Raw genomic sequence first — 16,920 nt, 5'->3', positions numbered from 1 at the left:
TGCCAGCGGGGCTATACCGAAAGTTCTACAACAATGCGATTACCGTTTCCTTCAAACCAAACCGAATCACAGATTTCAGACAATAAAAGTAACCCTCGGCCCGAGGACGCGTAATCATGCACCACAGAAACAGACTTATAGTCAAACCCGTTACCACTATCGGTAACGGAAATAGCAACGCTATTCTCAGACGGATATAAATTAATTTCTATTTTAATAAATCCGTCCGTCAAAACATCTAACCTTTGCTGACGTAAGGTGTAATATTCCATAAAGCCATCGGGCGATTCTTTCAATTTTGAATCTAATTTCAAAACGCCATGATCTAATGCATTAGTATACATTTCAGATAACACAGTAAAAATATCAGAGCGAATAGACGCCATACCCTGTTGACTAGCAATCACCTGTAAAATTTGCTCTACACACCCTTCTCCGCGAAATTCATTGGGGCCTAACGCAGTAGAAAAAGAAAAGGGTAAACGGGTTAATACTTGGCTTTTTCGCAGAACACTCAAATCTTTTGAGGTGAATTTTATCAGCGTAACGTCATCGTCAAATTGAGTCCTCGACAAGGTAGATTTGGCTTTATTTACGATATCTGTAACCGATATATCATCACCTTCACCAATCCAAGCTCTAAGTGTATCTTCACCCAACATATCCTGAATTGATAAGCTATCTAGCCCATCTTTAATGGGCGTTGCTTCAATTATGCCATCAGATGAAAGGTATAAACTATCGCCTGATTCTAAATCAATCACAGTGCAGTCTGTTTCAAAATCGTCAGGCTGTAAAATACCCAAAGCCATGTGTTTTGCGGAATATGATTCGACGTCTCCACTAACTCTGCGTTTCAAATAAATGTCGGGAAGCCCGCCGTGCCAAACAATTGCTCGCTCTCCAGATTCATTTATGTGACAAATAATGGCAGAAAAAAAACGGTCTGGTGGCAAAATATTAATCAACGAAGAATTCAATTCAGTGGCAATTTCAACAACGGACATACCATCAGCGGTCATGCTAGCAAATGAACGAAAAACAGGAATTGCACCAATTGTTGATGCTAAGCCATGCCCTGTAAAATCTCCTAGTAGTAAATATACTCCGCCGTTAGGGTGTGGCTGAGTTAAAAACAAGTCTCCGCTAAAGTTATCAGCGGGTGTTTGGTTAACATCAAAAAAAGACAATGCTGGAGCAGGATTTTTTAACGCATGTTTATAAATGTGTTCAATAATCGCGTGTTCTCTATCAACACCAATGCGGTAATTTGATAATTCGAGGTTTTGCATGGCAATTTGCTGAGCCATGGTTCGAATTCGCAAATGCGCTTTTATTTTTGCAGATAGAATAAACTTATCAAAAGGTTTTAATGCAAAGTCATCGCCACCAACGTCTAAGCATTTAATTAATTTACTGCGATCATCTGATGCAGTAATAAAAATAATAGGCAAGTAAGTCTTTGCTCGTGCCTTTAGATATTTAGCAACATCAAACCCGTCCATGCCAGGCATTACTATATCCAAAAGGACAATGTCAGGTTTACATTGCTGCGCTAAATCTATCGCTGATTGACCATCTTCAGCTTCGAAGCACTCACCATACCCCTGCTCCATTAGCATATGTCTTAGAAGCGTCCTATTAATTGGATCGTCATCGACGATCAATATTTTCTGAGACGGCATAACGTTATTTAATATTAAATTTTTTGTCGAAACGAGATATTGTTAAAATACGAAAAATCTGTTGCTGGCAATTTTTAATGTCAAACGTTACCTCTTTACCATCAAAAAACCTCTGCATATTCAAAAGCATCCCCAAAGCAGAGCTGTCCATGTATTCGGTTTTCTGTAAATCAACGACAACCTTGCGAACTTCACTAGCGGTTTCTGAGTAAGCCATTCTAAATTCTTCTACTTTGGTGAAGTCGAATTTACTATCTATTTCAATGGTTAATTCAGTGTTATTTGATGACGTCTTAGCTTCTATAGGCATAGTGTTTTCATTCTCATTATCTAAGTTAGCGTTATTGAGTATAGATCTAACTATAGAAATAACGCTAATTTCGATAACAATTACATCGTCTCTTGAGCTCTGCTTAAGACGTTGCCATAATTCCTTATCAGTGTGTAACAAAGAATAATCAACAATGAGCAACCCTCTAGTCTATTCAACTCAATCTGGAAAAATAGCAACGACTACCAAAAAAAATAATGACATCTCGTTTTCAGCAGACGGTTTTGCACGCATTCACCGAGAAACAAAAGGAAGGAAAGGCGCTGGTGTTTCCGTCATACGAGGTCTAGAGTTAGGGAAGGACGACTTAAAGCCTCTTTGCAAAAAGCTAAAACAGAAGTGTGGATGCGGTGGTGCAATAAAAGAAGGCACAATTGAGCTACAAACTGACGACAGAGAAAAAATACGTTCTATACTAGAAGGAGCTGGTTTTAAATCAAAAATTGCGGGCGGCTAAAAACCGCACCAGAAAATAATAAATTCAGGAAGTTGGATGGAAAAGTTACTTATACCCGATCTAAACATTATGCTGGTGGAACCTTCAGATACGCAGCGTAAAATAATAACGCAGTTGCTTATCAAAGAAAATGTTAGCGAAGTTGACCCTGTGAGTAATTTGGCTGAAGCTAAAGCAGCTCTTACAGCTCATAGTTCAGATGTTATTGTCAGTGCTATGTATTACGATGACGGAACTGCAATAGATTTGCTTAAATTTATAAAAGAACACACTGAGCTTTCAGCAGTTCCTTTCATGCTTGTTTCCAGTGAAAATCGTTTAGCTAAATTAGAAGAATTTAAACAGGCCGGTGTGGCAGCTATTTTACCTAAACCTTTTGAACCATTACATTTGTCTAGAGCTTTAAAAGCCAGTTTAGATTTAATTAACACTGATGAATTAGACTTAGAGTTTTTCGATATCCATACAGTAAGAGTACTATTAGTTGACGATAGCAAACTAGCTAGAAACCACATACGTCGAGTATTAGAAGGTATGGGACTTAAACTTATTACTGAAGCTGTCAATGGCGCAGAAGCATTAACTTATATTAAAGAGAGTGAGTTTGATTTAGTCGTTACCGATTACAATATGCCGGAGATGGACGGCAGAGAACTTGCTGAATATATTCGTTTTAATCCTCAAACAGCCCACATTCCAATCATTATGGTTACCTCTGAATCAGCAGACAGTGCCCATATGACCAATATCCAACAAACTGGTGTCAACGCATTATGCGATAAACCTTTTGAATCCGCTGAAGTTAGAAAAATGCTTGCTGCTTTGTTAAGCGAATAATTCGTTGGAATAAAAATGCGCTTTTTATAATCAATTACGTTGACATAACAAGCGCGACTTCTTAAATTCAGGTACAATATCAAAATATGATAATTGCTAGTAAAACAGCACTCCCGTTACACTAGCAGAATACTCCCTTAGGGGACTTTTTTTTACTAGGCGCACCATGTCCAACCCGTTACACTCAGTTAGAGACGAAATAACCAAATTAGATTCAGATTTGCTTTCCATGCTTGCCAGAAGACGCGAGCTAACAACCCAAGTTGCTGAAACTAAAATTGATCACGGTATTCCTGTTCGCGACCAGAAACGCGAAGAAGAGCTACTAATAAGATTAATAAAAAAAGGCAATGACGTTGGCTTAGATGCCCATTATGTCACTCAGCTTTTTCATGTCATTATTGAAGACTCCGTTCTCAATCAGCAAGCTTTGTTAGCAGCGCGAGCTAACCCTGGTAGCACTTTATCTTTAGCTAGAGTCGCTTTTTTAGGTGATAAGGGCTCATATAGTTATTTAGCGACCCAGAAGTATTTTTCTCGCCGTGCCAGTGAGCTGGTTGAAATGGGTTGCCAAAGTTTTAATGAAATCATCACTAAAGTTGAAAGCGAAGACGCTGATTACGCGGTGTTACCAATCGAAAATACAAGTTCGGGCAGTATCAATGAAGTGTACGACCAACTCCAACATACTCACCTGAGTATTATTGGTGAACTTACTCACCCTATTCGCCATGCGTTACTTGTTGCTGGTGACTGTGAGATTAAAAACATAAAGACTTTGTACGCTCACCCTCAAGTGTTTGCTCAATGTAGCCATTTCCTCGCAGATTTAGGGAATGTTGAAGTAAAAACCTGTGACAGCACATCGTCTGCCATGTTAACGGTAAAAGAATCCAATGATAACACCATTGCTGCAATAGGCAGTGAAGCGGGTGGTGGTTTATATGGCCTAACAGCAATTAAGTCTAATTTGGCCAATCAAAAAGAAAACCATAGCCGTTTTATCGTAGTGGCTAAAGACGCAGTGAAAGTTCCCTTACAAGTACCGGCAAAAACGACACTAATTATGTCAACGGTGCAAACACCGGGTGCCTTACTAGAAGCGCTAACCATATTACGTGATAACAACATTAATATGACAAAGTTAGAGTCTCGTCCTATTACAGGTAACCCTTGGGAAGAAATGTTTTATTTAGACGTTGAAGGGAATGTCGAGGATGGGCCAATGCAAAACGCCCTTGAACAGCTGAGAAAAAGCGCTAGAACCCTCAAAGTACTAGGTTGTTATCCAAGTGAAGAAATTAGCCCAACTCGCGTTGCGGCTGTAAATGCACTGAGCGAATAATTCGCTCTTTACATCAATAGCATGTTTTTAGAGCCTGACCGCCACAATCAGGCTCTATCATCATTAGCTTTCAATAATAATTGCTTACTATCTATTAAACATTTTTTAGCGTAACCACCAAACCAGTGCCCCACTTTCAAAAATGCTTTGATAAATGATGCTTTGTCGCCATTTTCAACAAATTCCAGAGCTTCACCAAAGCGAGTATGGAAACGTTTAAGTAAAGCAACGTTTTCGGGGTTGTTATAAATGATATCTGCATATAGTTGTGGAGCTTGGGCAAATAATCGCCCTACCATAGCCAGCTCTAATCGATATATCGGTGAACTAAAATCACGCAAAATTTGTAAATCAGGATTTTCAGCAGCTAAGTGCGTGCCGTAAACAAAGGAGCTAAAGTGACGCATTACTTGAATAAACGACATGGCCTTATCGTGTTCTTGTGCGCTACTTTCATACAAAGTAGCACCCCATACTGTCATTTGGTCCACCAGCCATTGATACTGCTCTTGCATACGACCGTTGCACACAACGACCACTTGTTTGATCATTCCCGGTGAATCAGGACCAAACATAGGGTGCAAACCTACAACTGGACCAGCATGAGCCTCCATCATTGCAGAGAGTGGTTTATCTTTGACACTGGTAACGTCAGCCAGTACACAATTAACGGGAAGATTGGTAAGTCTGCCAATAATAGTTTCGGTCAAATTGATTGGCACTGAGACAAGGACTAAATCGGCATTTGTGAAAAGTGTATCAGCTGTATCCCAATCGTCTTTCTCTACAATAGAAACGGTATAACCGCTGCGTTCAAACAGTCCGACAAACACTCTTCCCAATGCGCCCTTACCACCAACAACAACAATATTGTTTATAGATTTATCTGCTTTTACAAACTTATGATTTTGGGTGACATAAGATTCACGCATCATTCTGCGTAATAAATCCTCTGCCAGCTGAGGGGAAACACCTAGCTCTTCCGCTTGTGCTCGCCTCGCCGCAATAAGCTGCTTTTCTCTTTCTGGCACATAAATAGGCATCCCAGATTGAGATTTTATTTTTCCTACTTCCGTAGTTAATTCAGCTCGTTTAGCAAGAAGCTCAATCAATTGCTTATCTACCGCGTCAATACCCTCTCGGCATTGACGCAATGCGATATCAAGGTCAGCTTGTTGTTTGTCTTTGTTCATTCAACCACTGTTGTACGTTAAGCAACTTCAGATGTAACTGACAATCTCGTTGGCAAGACAGTCTGCAATTTATCTTTAGCCGCATTAATTAATAATTCGGTAGCATCCCAATCGATACACCCGTCAGTAATAGATTTACCATATTCTAACTCATCCAGCGTTTTGTCTGTACCGTTTTGATTTCCTGCTTTTATATGGCTTTCTAGCATAATGCCGATAATAGATTGATTTCCATTAAAAATTTGTTCGACAACATCGCCGGCAACAAGCGGCTGGTTACGGTAATCTTTATTAGAATTACCATGACTACAATCTACCACTAAACCTGCCGCCAAACCTGCTTTTTCGAGTTCACCTTCGCATATTGCAACGCTTTGAGTATTATAATTAGGTTGCTTTCCACCACGTAGAATAACGTGACCATCTGGATTACCTTGTGTGGCCACTACAGTCACTTGACCTGCTCGATTAATCCCCATAAATTTATGAGGCGATGCAGCAGATTTCAATGCATTAATAGCAATACCTAAACTTCCGTCAGTACCATTTTTAAAGCCTACGGGCATAGATAAGCCGCTAGCCATTTCTCGGTGAGTTTGCGATTCAGATGTCCGTGCACCAATTGCCGCCCAACTAAACAACTCACCTAAGTATTGAGGACTAATAGGATCAAGAGCTTCTGTAGCCACAGGAATATCCTGTTCTGCCAACCAAATAAGCAGCTCTCGAGCTTTTCTTAAACCACCTTCTATATCAAAACTACCATCTAGGTGAGGATCGTTAATCAAGCCTTTCCACCCAGTCGTTGTTCTTGGCTTTTCAAAATACACACGCATTACGATATACAAAGTATCAATTGAACTTTCTCGGAGTGCTTTCAAACGCAGTGCATAGTCTTTTGCAGCATCTACGTCGTGAATAGAACAAGGGCCACAAATCACTAACAAGCGATGATCTTTTCCATGAATGATATCGCTAATTTCTTTTCTTGCAGTCCCAATTGCCGTTAATGCGCGATCTGAAACGGGTAATTCTTGTGCCAATTTTTCTGGAGTAACTAGGACATTCTCAGCACTTACATGAACATCACTAAGGGTATTATTTTGCATCTATATTGCTCTTAAAATTCGGGTTTTACTACTACTGGCAATTACAGTGTACACTTATATTTACACTGGAAAATTATTTCATAGCTAATTAGGGTTGACTTTGTAACAACAACTAGAGAATTAAGCAAGCGGTCTTTTTTAAATAACCTGAACCCTGTTTAAGAAACGGCGCTCAATACTGCCAGAATTGCGAATTGCTGCGTTGTAAAAGCCAGTAATAGAATCACTATTACATGACTTTTACGCCTTGTACTTCACAATTCTAACAGCACCGAGTATCAAGATTGAAATTAGCATTTTAAAACAAACACTTGCACCATTCCTTAAACAGGGTTCAAGTTAAATACATAAAAAAAGCGGCCTAAGAAGGCCGCTTTTTACTGTTCCCCTAATAAATACCCTAGGGTTAACATTTATTTATTAACTAGGCTTTACGGCGCATCATTACAAATAATCCTAAAACACCGAACAAAGCAAACGTTGCTGGTGTAGATACCGCTGTGGTGCTAGCAAATTCAACACTTGCCCCGACAGTAATTGCATCCTCAAGTATTGGTAACCCCCCAGTAAGAGCCTGGAAGCCTGCGGTCACAGAACTTAAGCCTAAATTGCCCTCGCCTAATGCATCAACAGACAAATCAAAACTAAACTCAAAATCAGTTAACGGAGCAAATACTGATAAAAACCCAAGGCTAATGCCGCTTGCTACATCTATGCCCGGCAATAATACAGGAGCAGAAAATCCTGTTAGGATTGTATTCAAAGTTAAAGAACTCGCGTCAAACGAAAACGCGCTCGTGTCAAAATCAAACATCAAACTTAACGAATTTACACTAGTAAAGCCGCTTCCTGTTAACGTCACGGTTAAGGTATCGCCAACTTCAACAACACTGTCTGAGGTAGACACTTCAATTAAACCTGCATTTGCGTTAAAACACGCTAAAAAGGCACACATTGCTAATAATTTTTTCATTTTATTTATCCTAATTTCACTAAAACTACGCTGCACACCCTGTGCGTGAGCACAGGTTATACAAAACAAAAACATCAAATATATTAATCGAACCATCTTGGTTTAAGTCAAACGAGCTATCTAACTCAACACCTTGGCTTATCGCTGAGAACATGCCTTGAATATCAAGGATATCAACGTCACCATCACCATCAAAATCACCAAGCACATCAACGTCGCCGTTATCCGACGTTAGTGCAAAGCCGATGATTAATGGGTCGTGATCCGATGAACGGAAAGGCACTTCGCCATCAAAGATGCGTAAACGCGCCTCTTCACCAAAATCAGTATTGTAATCAAGGCCAATGGCTTCATCTGAGTTGATATGCCAATCTTCAGCACCGGTAATTTGCTCAAGTAATGAATCACTGGCTAGGCCATGATCTAAGTTACCTGACTGACCGTCAAACACAAATGAATAGGCTTCAGGGTCAGTAATGACATTGGTAAAACCATTTTCTTCTAATTCAACAAGTGGGTCTTCTTGTGCATAGGCGTTTAAGTCACCAATGATTAAGAAGTCGTCATCGTTTGAACCAGTAGGATCCGTTGCTAACCATGTATGCAAGGCTGTCGATGCTTGAACACGTGTAAGGTTACAATTACCTTGTCCCGTTGTCGTATCGTCATCACCTGCGCCACAGCCAGAACCTTTTGATTTAAAGTGATTAACAGCAACAGTAAGTGATTCACCTGACGCTATTTCAGTAAAGGTTGTAGCCAGTGCTGCACGGTTAGAGCCGCCACCGCTAAATAAAGGATCTAGCTCGCTTAAACCTAACTCAGCCAAGTTACTATCGTCTAAGATAGCCATGGCATCACCATTCATGATTTCAACTGTGTCTGCACAGTACATAAAGCCAACTGCAATGGCGTCAGTCCCTACGCGAACACCTGGGTCTACGTAATCGAACTGTGCACAGCTGCGGTCACGAGGGTCGGCATTTATTGCTGAAACTAGCTCTGCAACAGAACTGTTTTCACCTTCAACGATGTCGTTTTCTATTTCAATTAAGCCAATAATATCCGCATCTAACTCAACAAAAGCCGATACCAATTTTTCAAGCTGTCTGTCGAATTCAACTTGGTTATCAGCCCCACGACATTCACCTGTTCCACCACCGATGAAGCAGGTATTACTACCTTCATCTAAAGTGTTGAAGAAGTTCAATACGTTAAAGCTAGCAACCGATAGCGTTCCACCTACATCAGGACGCTCTGGTCGAGCAAACTGCGTAAACACAGGCTCTACATCTGCAGGTACTAAGCGGTATACATCAAAAGAATAACGCAACACACCTTCAATGTTAGTGGTTTCATCACCAATACGTACATAGTTAGACGTGCTCAAACCTGGTGCTGGATAACGAATATCAGCTGGGTTTTGTACAGTTAAGCCATCGTCTAGGGTGATGCTGCGGCTTCCAATGTCTTCTAAATACGCATTGTAACCGGCTTCATCAGGTCGGTTAGTTTGCGTAAACTGGAACAATCGCCCGCCTTCAGTCAGCACTAACTCTCCGAAACGGTCTAATGAAAACACTTCAGTAACCGTAAGTGATTGTGCAAATTGCACCCACATACCTTCATAGCGCTCTAAATCAGGAACGAAATCACCACTGCCAGAGGCAATAACGTCTTCAGTAGGTAAAGTAATTGATGTTCTTTCGGTTTCACCAAGGCTATTTGTCGCTGTTACCGTAACACTGGTTACTGCACTAATTTGAGTTTCTTCAAAGAATTCAGCAACGGTACCTGTAACTTGTACTTTGTCACCAACTTGTACGTCAACAATGTCGCCCGTTCCGTCGAAAACAAAAATACCTTCAGAGGTCAGTGGGTTTTCATCAAAATCAACGCTTTCTTCTTGAATATAGAAACCGTCATAGTCGCCATTTGAACCGGCTTCACCATTTTGGTAATCGCCAACAACGATACCTTCAACAATAACAACTTGGTTTAACAATGGACTCGCTGGACCTGACCCCTGTACGTCGCTAATTTTAACTTCAGTACCTGGGTCAACGACAACAACACCGTCGTCTCCGTCATCACCATTATCTCCACCATTGTTATTTCCGCTGGTAGAAAACTGAGCGATCGGGAATGGAGTGCTTGAAGTTGAATTTGATGTGTCGCCATCGATGGCATTTGCACCACTGAATGACCAGCTGTCTAAAACAAAACTTCCGCCGTCTGGTCCTGTGCCACTGTCGCGATACGCCCAACCATCTAAGTATTCCCATGGCTCACCTGTACCGTCGAGTAAAACGTCACCAAAGGTATCTGCTACTTCACCGTCTTTATATAACTCAATTGCGTCATCACCATTAATATTGGCAATATTATTTGTGAAATCAGGTTCAAAACCAAAGTAAGTATTGAAATCTTCAACACCTGTTGAGATATAAATATACTCTCCAGCACTCGCCGATTCAGCAGGGAAGTTATACTCTAAACCATCAGAGCCACCACCGTTATTCGCTACACCAAGACCGAAGATAGACAAATCTTCGATATTTGATACCGCATAAATTTCAATTGCTTTTGGCAAGCCACCAGATAAAGGCCCATCAAATACACCGGAGATAACTAGCTGTTCTGGAACAAAGTAACTTGCAATTGGGAAAGGGTTCGAAGCAGTAGCATTGGTTGTAACGCCATCTAGCGCATCAGTTCCGCTAAAAGTCCAGCTGTCTAATACAAAAGTTTCACCATCTGGGCCAGTACCAGCAACACGAGCAGCCCAACCATCTTGATAGTCCCAAGGTTCACCTGTACCGTCGACATTAATATCGCCAAAGACATCAACCACTTCGCCATTACAGAAAAGCTCTACCGCATCATCGCCATTGATTCCTGCAGCAGTTGTGCTGGTATATTGAGGAGTGAAACCGAAAAACTCAGTAAACTGAACTTCTTCTGTTGCAATGTAAATGTATGAACCAGCAGAAGCTGACACTGCATCGAATGTCAATTCTTGCCCACCCGAGCCGCCGCCATTATTAGCAGAACCAACTCCGCACAGGCTAAGGTTATCAATATCATTTACAACAAAAATTTCTATTGCTTTTGGCAAGCCACCAGAAAGTGAACCGTCAACGATACCCGTTAATACCAAGTCGCCTTGCTCTGGCAAATTACCTGTATCTACAATTTCTTCGGCTGCTGTAAAGCTAAATGTGAAGTCTGCTGCTAAATTGTTCGTTTCGGTGCCATCTAAATCAGACACGTCATCTGCTGAAATTGTTAGTGAACATGTTTCACCTTCAATTAAATTTAAACTCGGTGTAAGAACGTACTCTATATCATTATCTGTGCTGTCAGTTAAAGCAATATCGCCACTTACGTCACAACTTAGTGCGTTCCACGTAGCAACAGAAACGGCTTCACTAAAATTAACAGTAATACTGCTATCCACTGATACGCCTGTTGTACCATCAGCGGGTGACGTGCTGAAAACTAGCGGTGCTGTATCAACAACATCATTGTCTTGAGAGCCGTCAAATGACGCTTTAGGAAATGGCGTTGATGCAGTAGCGTTAGTTGTTTGACCATCTAAGGCATTAATACCACTAAAGGTCCAATTGCCAACAGTAAACACAGCGCCATCTGGCCCAGTGTTCGCATTCCGATATGCCCAACCATCTAAATACTCCCATGGTTGTCCAGTTCCATCTGTATTTACGTCGCCAAACACATCAACTACAGCTCCGTCACAGAATAACTCAATGGCATCGTCACCATTAACGTTAGCGGCACTGGATATATAATCCGGCGCTTCACCAAAGAAAGCAGTATATTGAACTGTTTCCGAAGCAATATATATGTAGTCCCCAGCAGAAGCAGTTACATTAGGAAAAGTAAACTCCTGTCCGTCTGTTCCACCACCATTATTGGCTGCACCTATGCCACATCGGCTTAAATCGGCAATATCATTTGCGACATATAACTCGACCGCTTTAGGTGTTCCACCTGATAACCCTGCGTCAATGACGCCAGTGATCACAAGGTCGTTTGTTGTTTGTGCGGCCGCCGATGCAGATACTGCAAGTGCCAACACAGATAAAACAGGTTTAAACATATCGTTCTCCTACCATTGTTTATGTGCTCATTTAAAACCTAATCAAATGCCACTTAATTTTTGTTTTTTATTGTTATATCTACTGAACAAAAGTTCAGGTGGATGAAGTGACGCTACCCGTCAAATATGTCACTTTTGTGACAGTAATGTGGCAGTAAGAATACGTCAAATAAGCAAACCAAATGGCTGATTTAGATAACCTTACTCAAAGGAAAAGTAATGTTATTTTGTAAAAAAAATAGACACTACTCAATTTGATTTTATAAGTTGAAACTCTGATTACTCTTACCTATAAAGCTGTATATTTACTATTTACAACATTCCCAATATCGTAAAAAAACCTGACAAAACGTTAAAATAAAAAATTAACCTGTATTCTTGTAAAAGTTGTATTTTTATACTAACTGATAAAATCAATTGAACAAAAAACGAACATTGAATACATGTTTAACGGTATCATTCATATTCGATAACAATATTAGCATCGTGAAAAACGCAATCTTTGTTACACTCCACCATTAATTATCTATTTTTCATTAGTTCAAGGTTTATTGGTGTCTTTCTTTGCGTCTAAAAAAATCACAGTGTTATCTAAACCTTTTTTAGTACTTGGTTTTATTACGGGTGCCATGTGCAGTTTTACGGTAATGAGCGGCGATAACTTCGGTAGAGTAAATTTATTATACTTATTGTTCATATTTTGGTTGGTACCTGTTGCCGGAGCTCTCTATTCAGCAATCTCGTTAAGCTTAAAGAGTAATTCCAATATCGCTAACGTATTCACCCTATTGCCTTTTTGGCCAGCGTCATTTCATACTCATATACGTCAAATGCATCAACAAACAGTAAGTGGGACATGGTTTTTTTATCAAACTCAAGGAGTTGCGCTTTTTTACACGCTAGGAGGTATGAGTGTTTTTTTACTTATGCTAGTTATCACTGACGTTAATTTTGTCTGGCGAAGTACTATCATTAGCGACAACAATTTTCATGCCCTACTCAGCTATATTGCTATTCCTTGGTGGCTATACCTCGACGCACAACCCTCATTAAAATTGGTACAATTAACCCAAGACAGCCGACTAGATACTTATTATGAAAACACGCTAATTTATGGTTCATGGTGGAAATTTATCCTGTTAACCCAGTTGGTTTACGGTGTATTAATACGTCTAACTATGTTACTTGCGGGTTATCTTCTTTTAACAAAAGAAGTAAAATATCAAAAAGATTCATCTAGCACTAAAACCCATGCTAAATTCGGCGAAGGTACAAAAAACGAAAAGCCCAAAAGTGCCATTTGCTCATCGTTACCTCCCAATATTGGTATAATCAATTGGGCAAACCTGAACTCAATCGAACTTGTTATTCCTTCCAATGCAAAAGTTCTGCTAACCGGCACAATTGTAGAGCCTCAAACCGAATTAATAAGAGAATATAAAGAAGGAAATGTACTTGTCATTACTAAATCATGGGAACCACCATTAGGTGAATTAAGCGACTTTCTCACACTGGGCAGCGGTTTTATATTTCCCATTGATATCCATGAAAATACTCCATCTCCCCCATCAAGAGCTCATTTACAAGAATGGATTCGATTTACCAACGAACACCCAAACTGGTCGCTGTATCAACCCCCAAGCTGGCTGAAGAGTTAAAATACTATATGAAGACAAATACGCACCCTCAGTTTGCTGTTGTAGGCCACCCGAATAAAGGGAAGTCTTCAATTGTTTCAACTCTGTCTCACGACCAATCCATTGCAATATCTAACCGAAGCGGCACAACTGAACATGCGACAACATATACAGTCGAAACACATTCAGGTTACTACGAACTTATTGATACTCCCGGTTTTCAACGCCCTACTCGTGTACTTAAGTGGTTAAATGAGCACTGCCAAAATGCCAGTGAACGGGCTAAAACACTTTACGAATTTATTTCTTCTCCTCAGTGCCAAGAAGAGTTTAGAGACGAAGTCGAATTACTCACGCCTATAGTTAACGGTGCCGCCATTCTTTATGTCGTTGACGGTTCAAGGCCTTATGGTGTGGAATACGAATCGGAAATGGAAATACTTCGCTGGACAGGTCAGCCTTCAATGGCGTTAATCAACCCAATCGAAAATGGCCAATTTGTTGATGAATGGAGCAGTGCTTTGGCTCAGTATTTCAAATCTGTCCGCTTGTTTAATCCATTCAACGCTGACTTTGATAAACAAATAGAACTACTCAAAACATTTGTTTATTTAAATCCGCAGTGGGCAGATTCACTGAACCGCATTACTGATGGCTTAGTCAATAAAAGGCATTCGCAGAAAAGCGAAAGTATTACTATATTAGCTCATTTGTTGGAAGATTTGTGTGCACATCAAACTCATCAAAAAGCAGTAACAAAAACACAAGCGACCAAACTAAAGCCCGTTGTGATGAAAAATTACACGCAATGGATGAAAACACGAGAACATAATGCAATAGAAGAATTGCTAGCTTTATATTGCCACAGTAAAACAGCATTTTCTCTTAAAGATCTAGACCTTCCACCTGACTTATTTGATTGTGAAGAGTGGTATGCATGGGGACTCAATAAAAAACAGCTTGTTTCAGCTTCTACAATTGCAGGAGCAGCAAGTGGTGCTATGCTAGATGCGGCTATCGCAGGCTCCAGTTTAATGATGGGAACGATTGGCGGTGGTTTAATTGGCGCAACAGGGGCTTGGATAGGGGCCAATTCACTACTGAACGCTCGTATAAAAGGTTTGCCCTTAGGTGGCTTTCAAGCCAAGATTGGCCCGATCACGAATCGAAACTTTCCTTTTGTAGTCATCGGCCGCTTCCTTCACCTTTATCAGCAAATAATTAATTTGAATCATGCTGATAGAAGAATGTTAACCCAATCCACTTTTGATTTTCAAAAACAGCTTGAATTACTAGATACAGACGCCCGAAAGGCGATATTCAATGGTTGTAATCGATTAGTAAAGCAAAAGTCAGTCAATAACTTAGACGAGTTATTATTACCTCTGTTTAATCTTAAGTAAACTGGATAAATTAACAAGCTGCGTCAATACTTTAGTTATTACAACAAAAGTATTGATAATTTCGCCATGGCCAACATTAAGTTCATTATATATTGTAAAGATACTGAAGCAGAATCGCTGTTAATAGAAACCTTAACCGGCGTCTATAAGAATATAGTAATAGTGTCTTCACCTTCTGATATCGCAATGCACTTAAAAGAAGGATTCGCCAAAATTGTGTTAGTCAGTTCTGAAAACTTTAAACACTCTTTAGCCATTTACTATCATGCTTTAAGTTTAATATCCGATGATGACTTGCCTGAACATGCGTTTGTCCCATTAGTTTCTCGTCGTGACGAAAAGCTCGCTTGGGACGCATTTAAAGCTGGATTCGCTGACGATTACATCGTTTCACGCCCCCTTTATGAAACCCATAGACCCATTATGATTTGCGATCATCTATTAAAAGAAATGGGCATGACGCGGAAAACAGCAAAACCAGAAATGATTCAAGACCAAATAGATGATATGCCCGAAAAAATAAAAGACATTGTTCAAAAAGGCATAGTGCGTAAAGAGAATCTAAAATCTGAATTTAAACAAACCATAAAAACCGTTAGCCAAGCCTTAGACAATGCTGCTGAAAAAATCCAAGCGAACCAAGATGTGAAGCTAGATATGGAGCAGCTAAAAAGCACATTGGCTGCTATTCGTTCCGATGAAATCAGGCCTATTTTGCTCCAACTTCAAGACAAAGCCATTTCCTTACTAGAGCACATTGTAAGTGATATTAGCAGCACCAATGCAACTGAAGCACTACCTGTTTCAGAAAAAGAAAACGCAGAGCCTAAGTTTAATAACTTACACAACGCTCCAATCCCCTCACCGTCTGAAACTAAAACACCTCAAATTCCCAAAATACTCGTTGTTGATGACGATGCTATTAGTCTTAGTGTTTCAGTAAAAACGCTACAAATGTTCTTAGCCAAAGTCGATACCACAAGCTCGGGTAGACGAGCGCTAGCATCGCTAAATGCCGAGGAATACGATTTAGTTTTAATTGATATTCACTTAAATGATTGCAATGGTTTATTTGTTATCGATCAAATAAGAAATTCAGAAAACAAAAATACCAACACTCCGAAAGTTGTTCTAACCTCGAACCGTGACAAACAGTCAATTAAAACCGCCTCAGAAATGGGTGCAAGTGAGTACTTAATAAAGCCTTTAACAAGAGATACTATCATTAAGCTTTACAAAAAATATGACATTTCTCTTTTGAAGAAAAAGTAGCCAGCAGTAATGAAATGAGTGATTTAGTAAAAGTAGGGGTTGTTCGATTTAGTTTGTAAAAATGGGGACTTCAATCATTGAAGTCCCCATTTTTTCTGGCTCATTTTAATCTTTTTTGATTAAACTAATACGTACCTATTACAGTAACGCCATCTGTAACAGAAGCTGCAGAGATGTAACCAATAGTTCCTTTATTAGCAACAACCGCATTAATAATATCCGCGTCACTTGCAAACTCTTTTGGTGGCGCGCCTTTCCCAGAGAAAAGTAATTTAGACCAATAAGCTTTAAGCTGACCAGCAGACTTTTTAAGCACTTTACTGTTAAATTCTTTATGAGAAGGATTCTCATCTTGAGCGTAAATAGGAGTCGCTACTTCACCACTGTCAAAATTCTTCAATTTACCTAAGAAAATACGTGGAATTTGATCGCCTGAGGCTGTTAGTCCACTATCTTTTGCAACAATCACAGCTATGTCTGCTTGAGCGAATGACGCAATACTAAGTAATACCAAACCACAAAGCGCTGAATTAAATAATTTCATGAATATGTCCT

The 16,920-nt window shown here is 40.0% G+C and carries 13 protein-coding genes; 6 read left to right on the top strand and 7 right to left on the bottom strand.

From position 1 onward, the window contains the following. Positions 1 to 11: 11 nt before the first annotated feature. Together J3L16_RS10585 and J3L16_RS10580 are read right to left on the bottom strand one after the other, a co-directional pair. On the bottom strand, positions 12 to 1,685 hold the full coding sequence (locus J3L16_RS10585; RefSeq protein WP_207612954.1) for a fused response regulator/phosphatase: 1,674 nt from the start codon (positions 1,683 to 1,685) through the stop codon (positions 12 to 14). Positions 1,686 to 1,689: 4 nt separating this feature from the next. After that, positions 1,690 to 1,995: an STAS domain-containing protein gene (locus tag J3L16_RS10580; protein ID WP_207613036.1), complete on the bottom strand. Its 306-nt coding sequence runs from the start codon at positions 1,993 to 1,995 to the stop codon at positions 1,690 to 1,692. Positions 1,996 to 2,149: 154 nt separating this feature from the next. Here J3L16_RS10580 and J3L16_RS10575 point away from each other — a divergent pair, with 154 nt between their 5' ends. From J3L16_RS10575 to pheA, 3 genes are all read left to right on the top strand, one after another. Further along, entirely contained in the window at positions 2,150 to 2,473 is a 324-nt protein-coding gene (locus tag J3L16_RS10575; RefSeq protein ID WP_207612953.1) for a stress response translation initiation inhibitor YciH, read from the top strand. A 36-nt stretch (positions 2,474 to 2,509) separates the two neighbouring features. Beyond that, positions 2,510 to 3,310: a response regulator gene (locus J3L16_RS10570; protein ID WP_207612952.1), complete on the top strand. Its 801-nt coding sequence runs from the start codon at positions 2,510 to 2,512 to the stop codon at positions 3,308 to 3,310. A 166-nt stretch (positions 3,311 to 3,476) separates the two neighbouring features. Next, complete coding sequence (pheA, locus tag J3L16_RS10565; protein WP_207612951.1) at positions 3,477 to 4,655, top strand: prephenate dehydratase; 1,179 nt, start codon at positions 3,477 to 3,479, stop codon at positions 4,653 to 4,655. A 47-nt stretch (positions 4,656 to 4,702) separates the two neighbouring features. Here the strand turns inward: pheA and tyrA are convergent, their stop codons facing one another. The 4 genes from tyrA to J3L16_RS10545 all read right to left on the bottom strand — a co-directional run bounded on the left by tyrA (position 4,703) and on the right by J3L16_RS10545 (position 12,053). Further along, complete coding sequence (tyrA, locus tag J3L16_RS10560; protein ID WP_207612950.1) at positions 4,703 to 5,848, bottom strand: bifunctional chorismate mutase/prephenate dehydrogenase; 1,146 nt, start codon at positions 5,846 to 5,848, stop codon at positions 4,703 to 4,705. 17 nt (positions 5,849 to 5,865) lie between these two features. Next, positions 5,866 to 6,957: a 3-deoxy-7-phosphoheptulonate synthase gene (locus J3L16_RS10555; protein ID WP_207612949.1), complete on the bottom strand. Its 1,092-nt coding sequence runs from the start codon at positions 6,955 to 6,957 to the stop codon at positions 5,866 to 5,868. Between the two features lie 424 nt (positions 6,958 to 7,381). Then, positions 7,382 to 7,930, bottom strand: a complete 549-nt coding sequence (locus J3L16_RS10550) for a hypothetical protein (RefSeq protein ID WP_207612948.1) — start codon at positions 7,928 to 7,930, stop codon at positions 7,382 to 7,384. 25 nt (positions 7,931 to 7,955) lie between these two features. After that, complete coding sequence (locus tag J3L16_RS10545; RefSeq protein WP_207612947.1) at positions 7,956 to 12,053, bottom strand: ExeM/NucH family extracellular endonuclease; 4,098 nt, start codon at positions 12,051 to 12,053, stop codon at positions 7,956 to 7,958. A gap of 554 nt (positions 12,054 to 12,607) precedes the next feature. Between J3L16_RS10545 and J3L16_RS10540 the strand changes: the two genes are divergently transcribed. From J3L16_RS10540 to J3L16_RS10530, 3 genes are all read left to right on the top strand, one after another. Continuing rightward, complete coding sequence (locus J3L16_RS10540) at positions 12,608 to 13,711, top strand: DUF2868 domain-containing protein (RefSeq protein ID WP_207612946.1); 1,104 nt, start codon at positions 12,608 to 12,610, stop codon at positions 13,709 to 13,711. Continuing rightward, positions 13,642 to 15,093, top strand: a complete 1,452-nt coding sequence (locus J3L16_RS10535; RefSeq protein WP_207612945.1) for a GTPase/DUF3482 domain-containing protein — start codon at positions 13,642 to 13,644, stop codon at positions 15,091 to 15,093. Before J3L16_RS10540 ends, J3L16_RS10535 begins: the two co-directional genes overlap by 70 nt. A 66-nt stretch (positions 15,094 to 15,159) precedes the next feature. Continuing rightward, a complete protein-coding gene (locus J3L16_RS10530) occupies positions 15,160 to 16,365 on the top strand; it encodes a response regulator (RefSeq protein ID WP_207612944.1) in 1,206 nt (401 codons plus the stop codon). Between the two features lie 124 nt (positions 16,366 to 16,489). Here the strand turns inward: J3L16_RS10530 and J3L16_RS10525 are convergent, their stop codons facing one another. Next, positions 16,490 to 16,909 (bottom strand): phosphate ABC transporter substrate-binding protein, encoded by a 420-nt coding sequence (locus J3L16_RS10525; protein ID WP_207612943.1) that lies wholly within the window; start codon positions 16,907 to 16,909, stop codon positions 16,490 to 16,492. Between the last annotated feature and the right edge of the window lie 11 nt (positions 16,910 to 16,920).

The sequence above is a fragment of the Alteromonas sp. 5E99-2 genome (assembly GCF_017368475.1).
Taxonomy (GTDB): Bacteria; Pseudomonadota; Gammaproteobacteria; order Enterobacterales; family Alteromonadaceae; genus Alteromonas_F.
The sequence above is the reverse complement of the archived record's forward strand: the minus strand, read 5'-3'. Positions and strand labels throughout refer to the sequence as shown.

Bases quoted from the DNA above. Each gene is read 5' to 3' on its own strand.
- J3L16_RS10580 (WP_207613036.1), bottom strand. From the start codon at position 1,995: ATGCCTATAGAAGCTAAGACGTCATCAAATAACACTGAATTAACCATT.
- pheA (WP_207612951.1), top strand. From the start codon at position 3,477: ATGTCCAACCCGTTACACTCAGTTAGAGACGAAATAACCAAATTAGAT.
- J3L16_RS10535 (WP_207612945.1), top strand. From the start codon at position 13,642: ATGGATTCGATTTACCAACGAACACCCAAACTGGTCGCTGTATCAACC.
- J3L16_RS10545 (WP_207612947.1), bottom strand. From the start codon at position 12,053: ATGTTTAAACCTGTTTTATCTGTGTTGGCACTTGCAGTATCTGCATCG.
- tyrA (WP_207612950.1), bottom strand. From the start codon at position 5,848: ATGAACAAAGACAAACAACAAGCTGACCTTGATATCGCATTGCGTCAA.
- J3L16_RS10550 (WP_207612948.1), bottom strand. From the start codon at position 7,930: ATGAAAAAATTATTAGCAATGTGTGCCTTTTTAGCGTGTTTTAACGCA.
- J3L16_RS10525 (WP_207612943.1), bottom strand. From the start codon at position 16,909: ATGAAATTATTTAATTCAGCGCTTTGTGGTTTGGTATTACTTAGTATT.
- J3L16_RS10530 (WP_207612944.1), top strand. From the start codon at position 15,160: ATGGCCAACATTAAGTTCATTATATATTGTAAAGATACTGAAGCAGAA.
- J3L16_RS10585 (WP_207612954.1), bottom strand. From the start codon at position 1,685: ATGCCGTCTCAGAAAATATTGATCGTCGATGACGATCCAATTAATAGG.
- J3L16_RS10570 (WP_207612952.1), top strand. From the start codon at position 2,510: ATGGAAAAGTTACTTATACCCGATCTAAACATTATGCTGGTGGAACCT.
- J3L16_RS10555 (WP_207612949.1), bottom strand. From the start codon at position 6,957: ATGCAAAATAATACCCTTAGTGATGTTCATGTAAGTGCTGAGAATGTC.
- J3L16_RS10575 (WP_207612953.1), top strand. From the start codon at position 2,150: ATGAGCAACCCTCTAGTCTATTCAACTCAATCTGGAAAAATAGCAACG.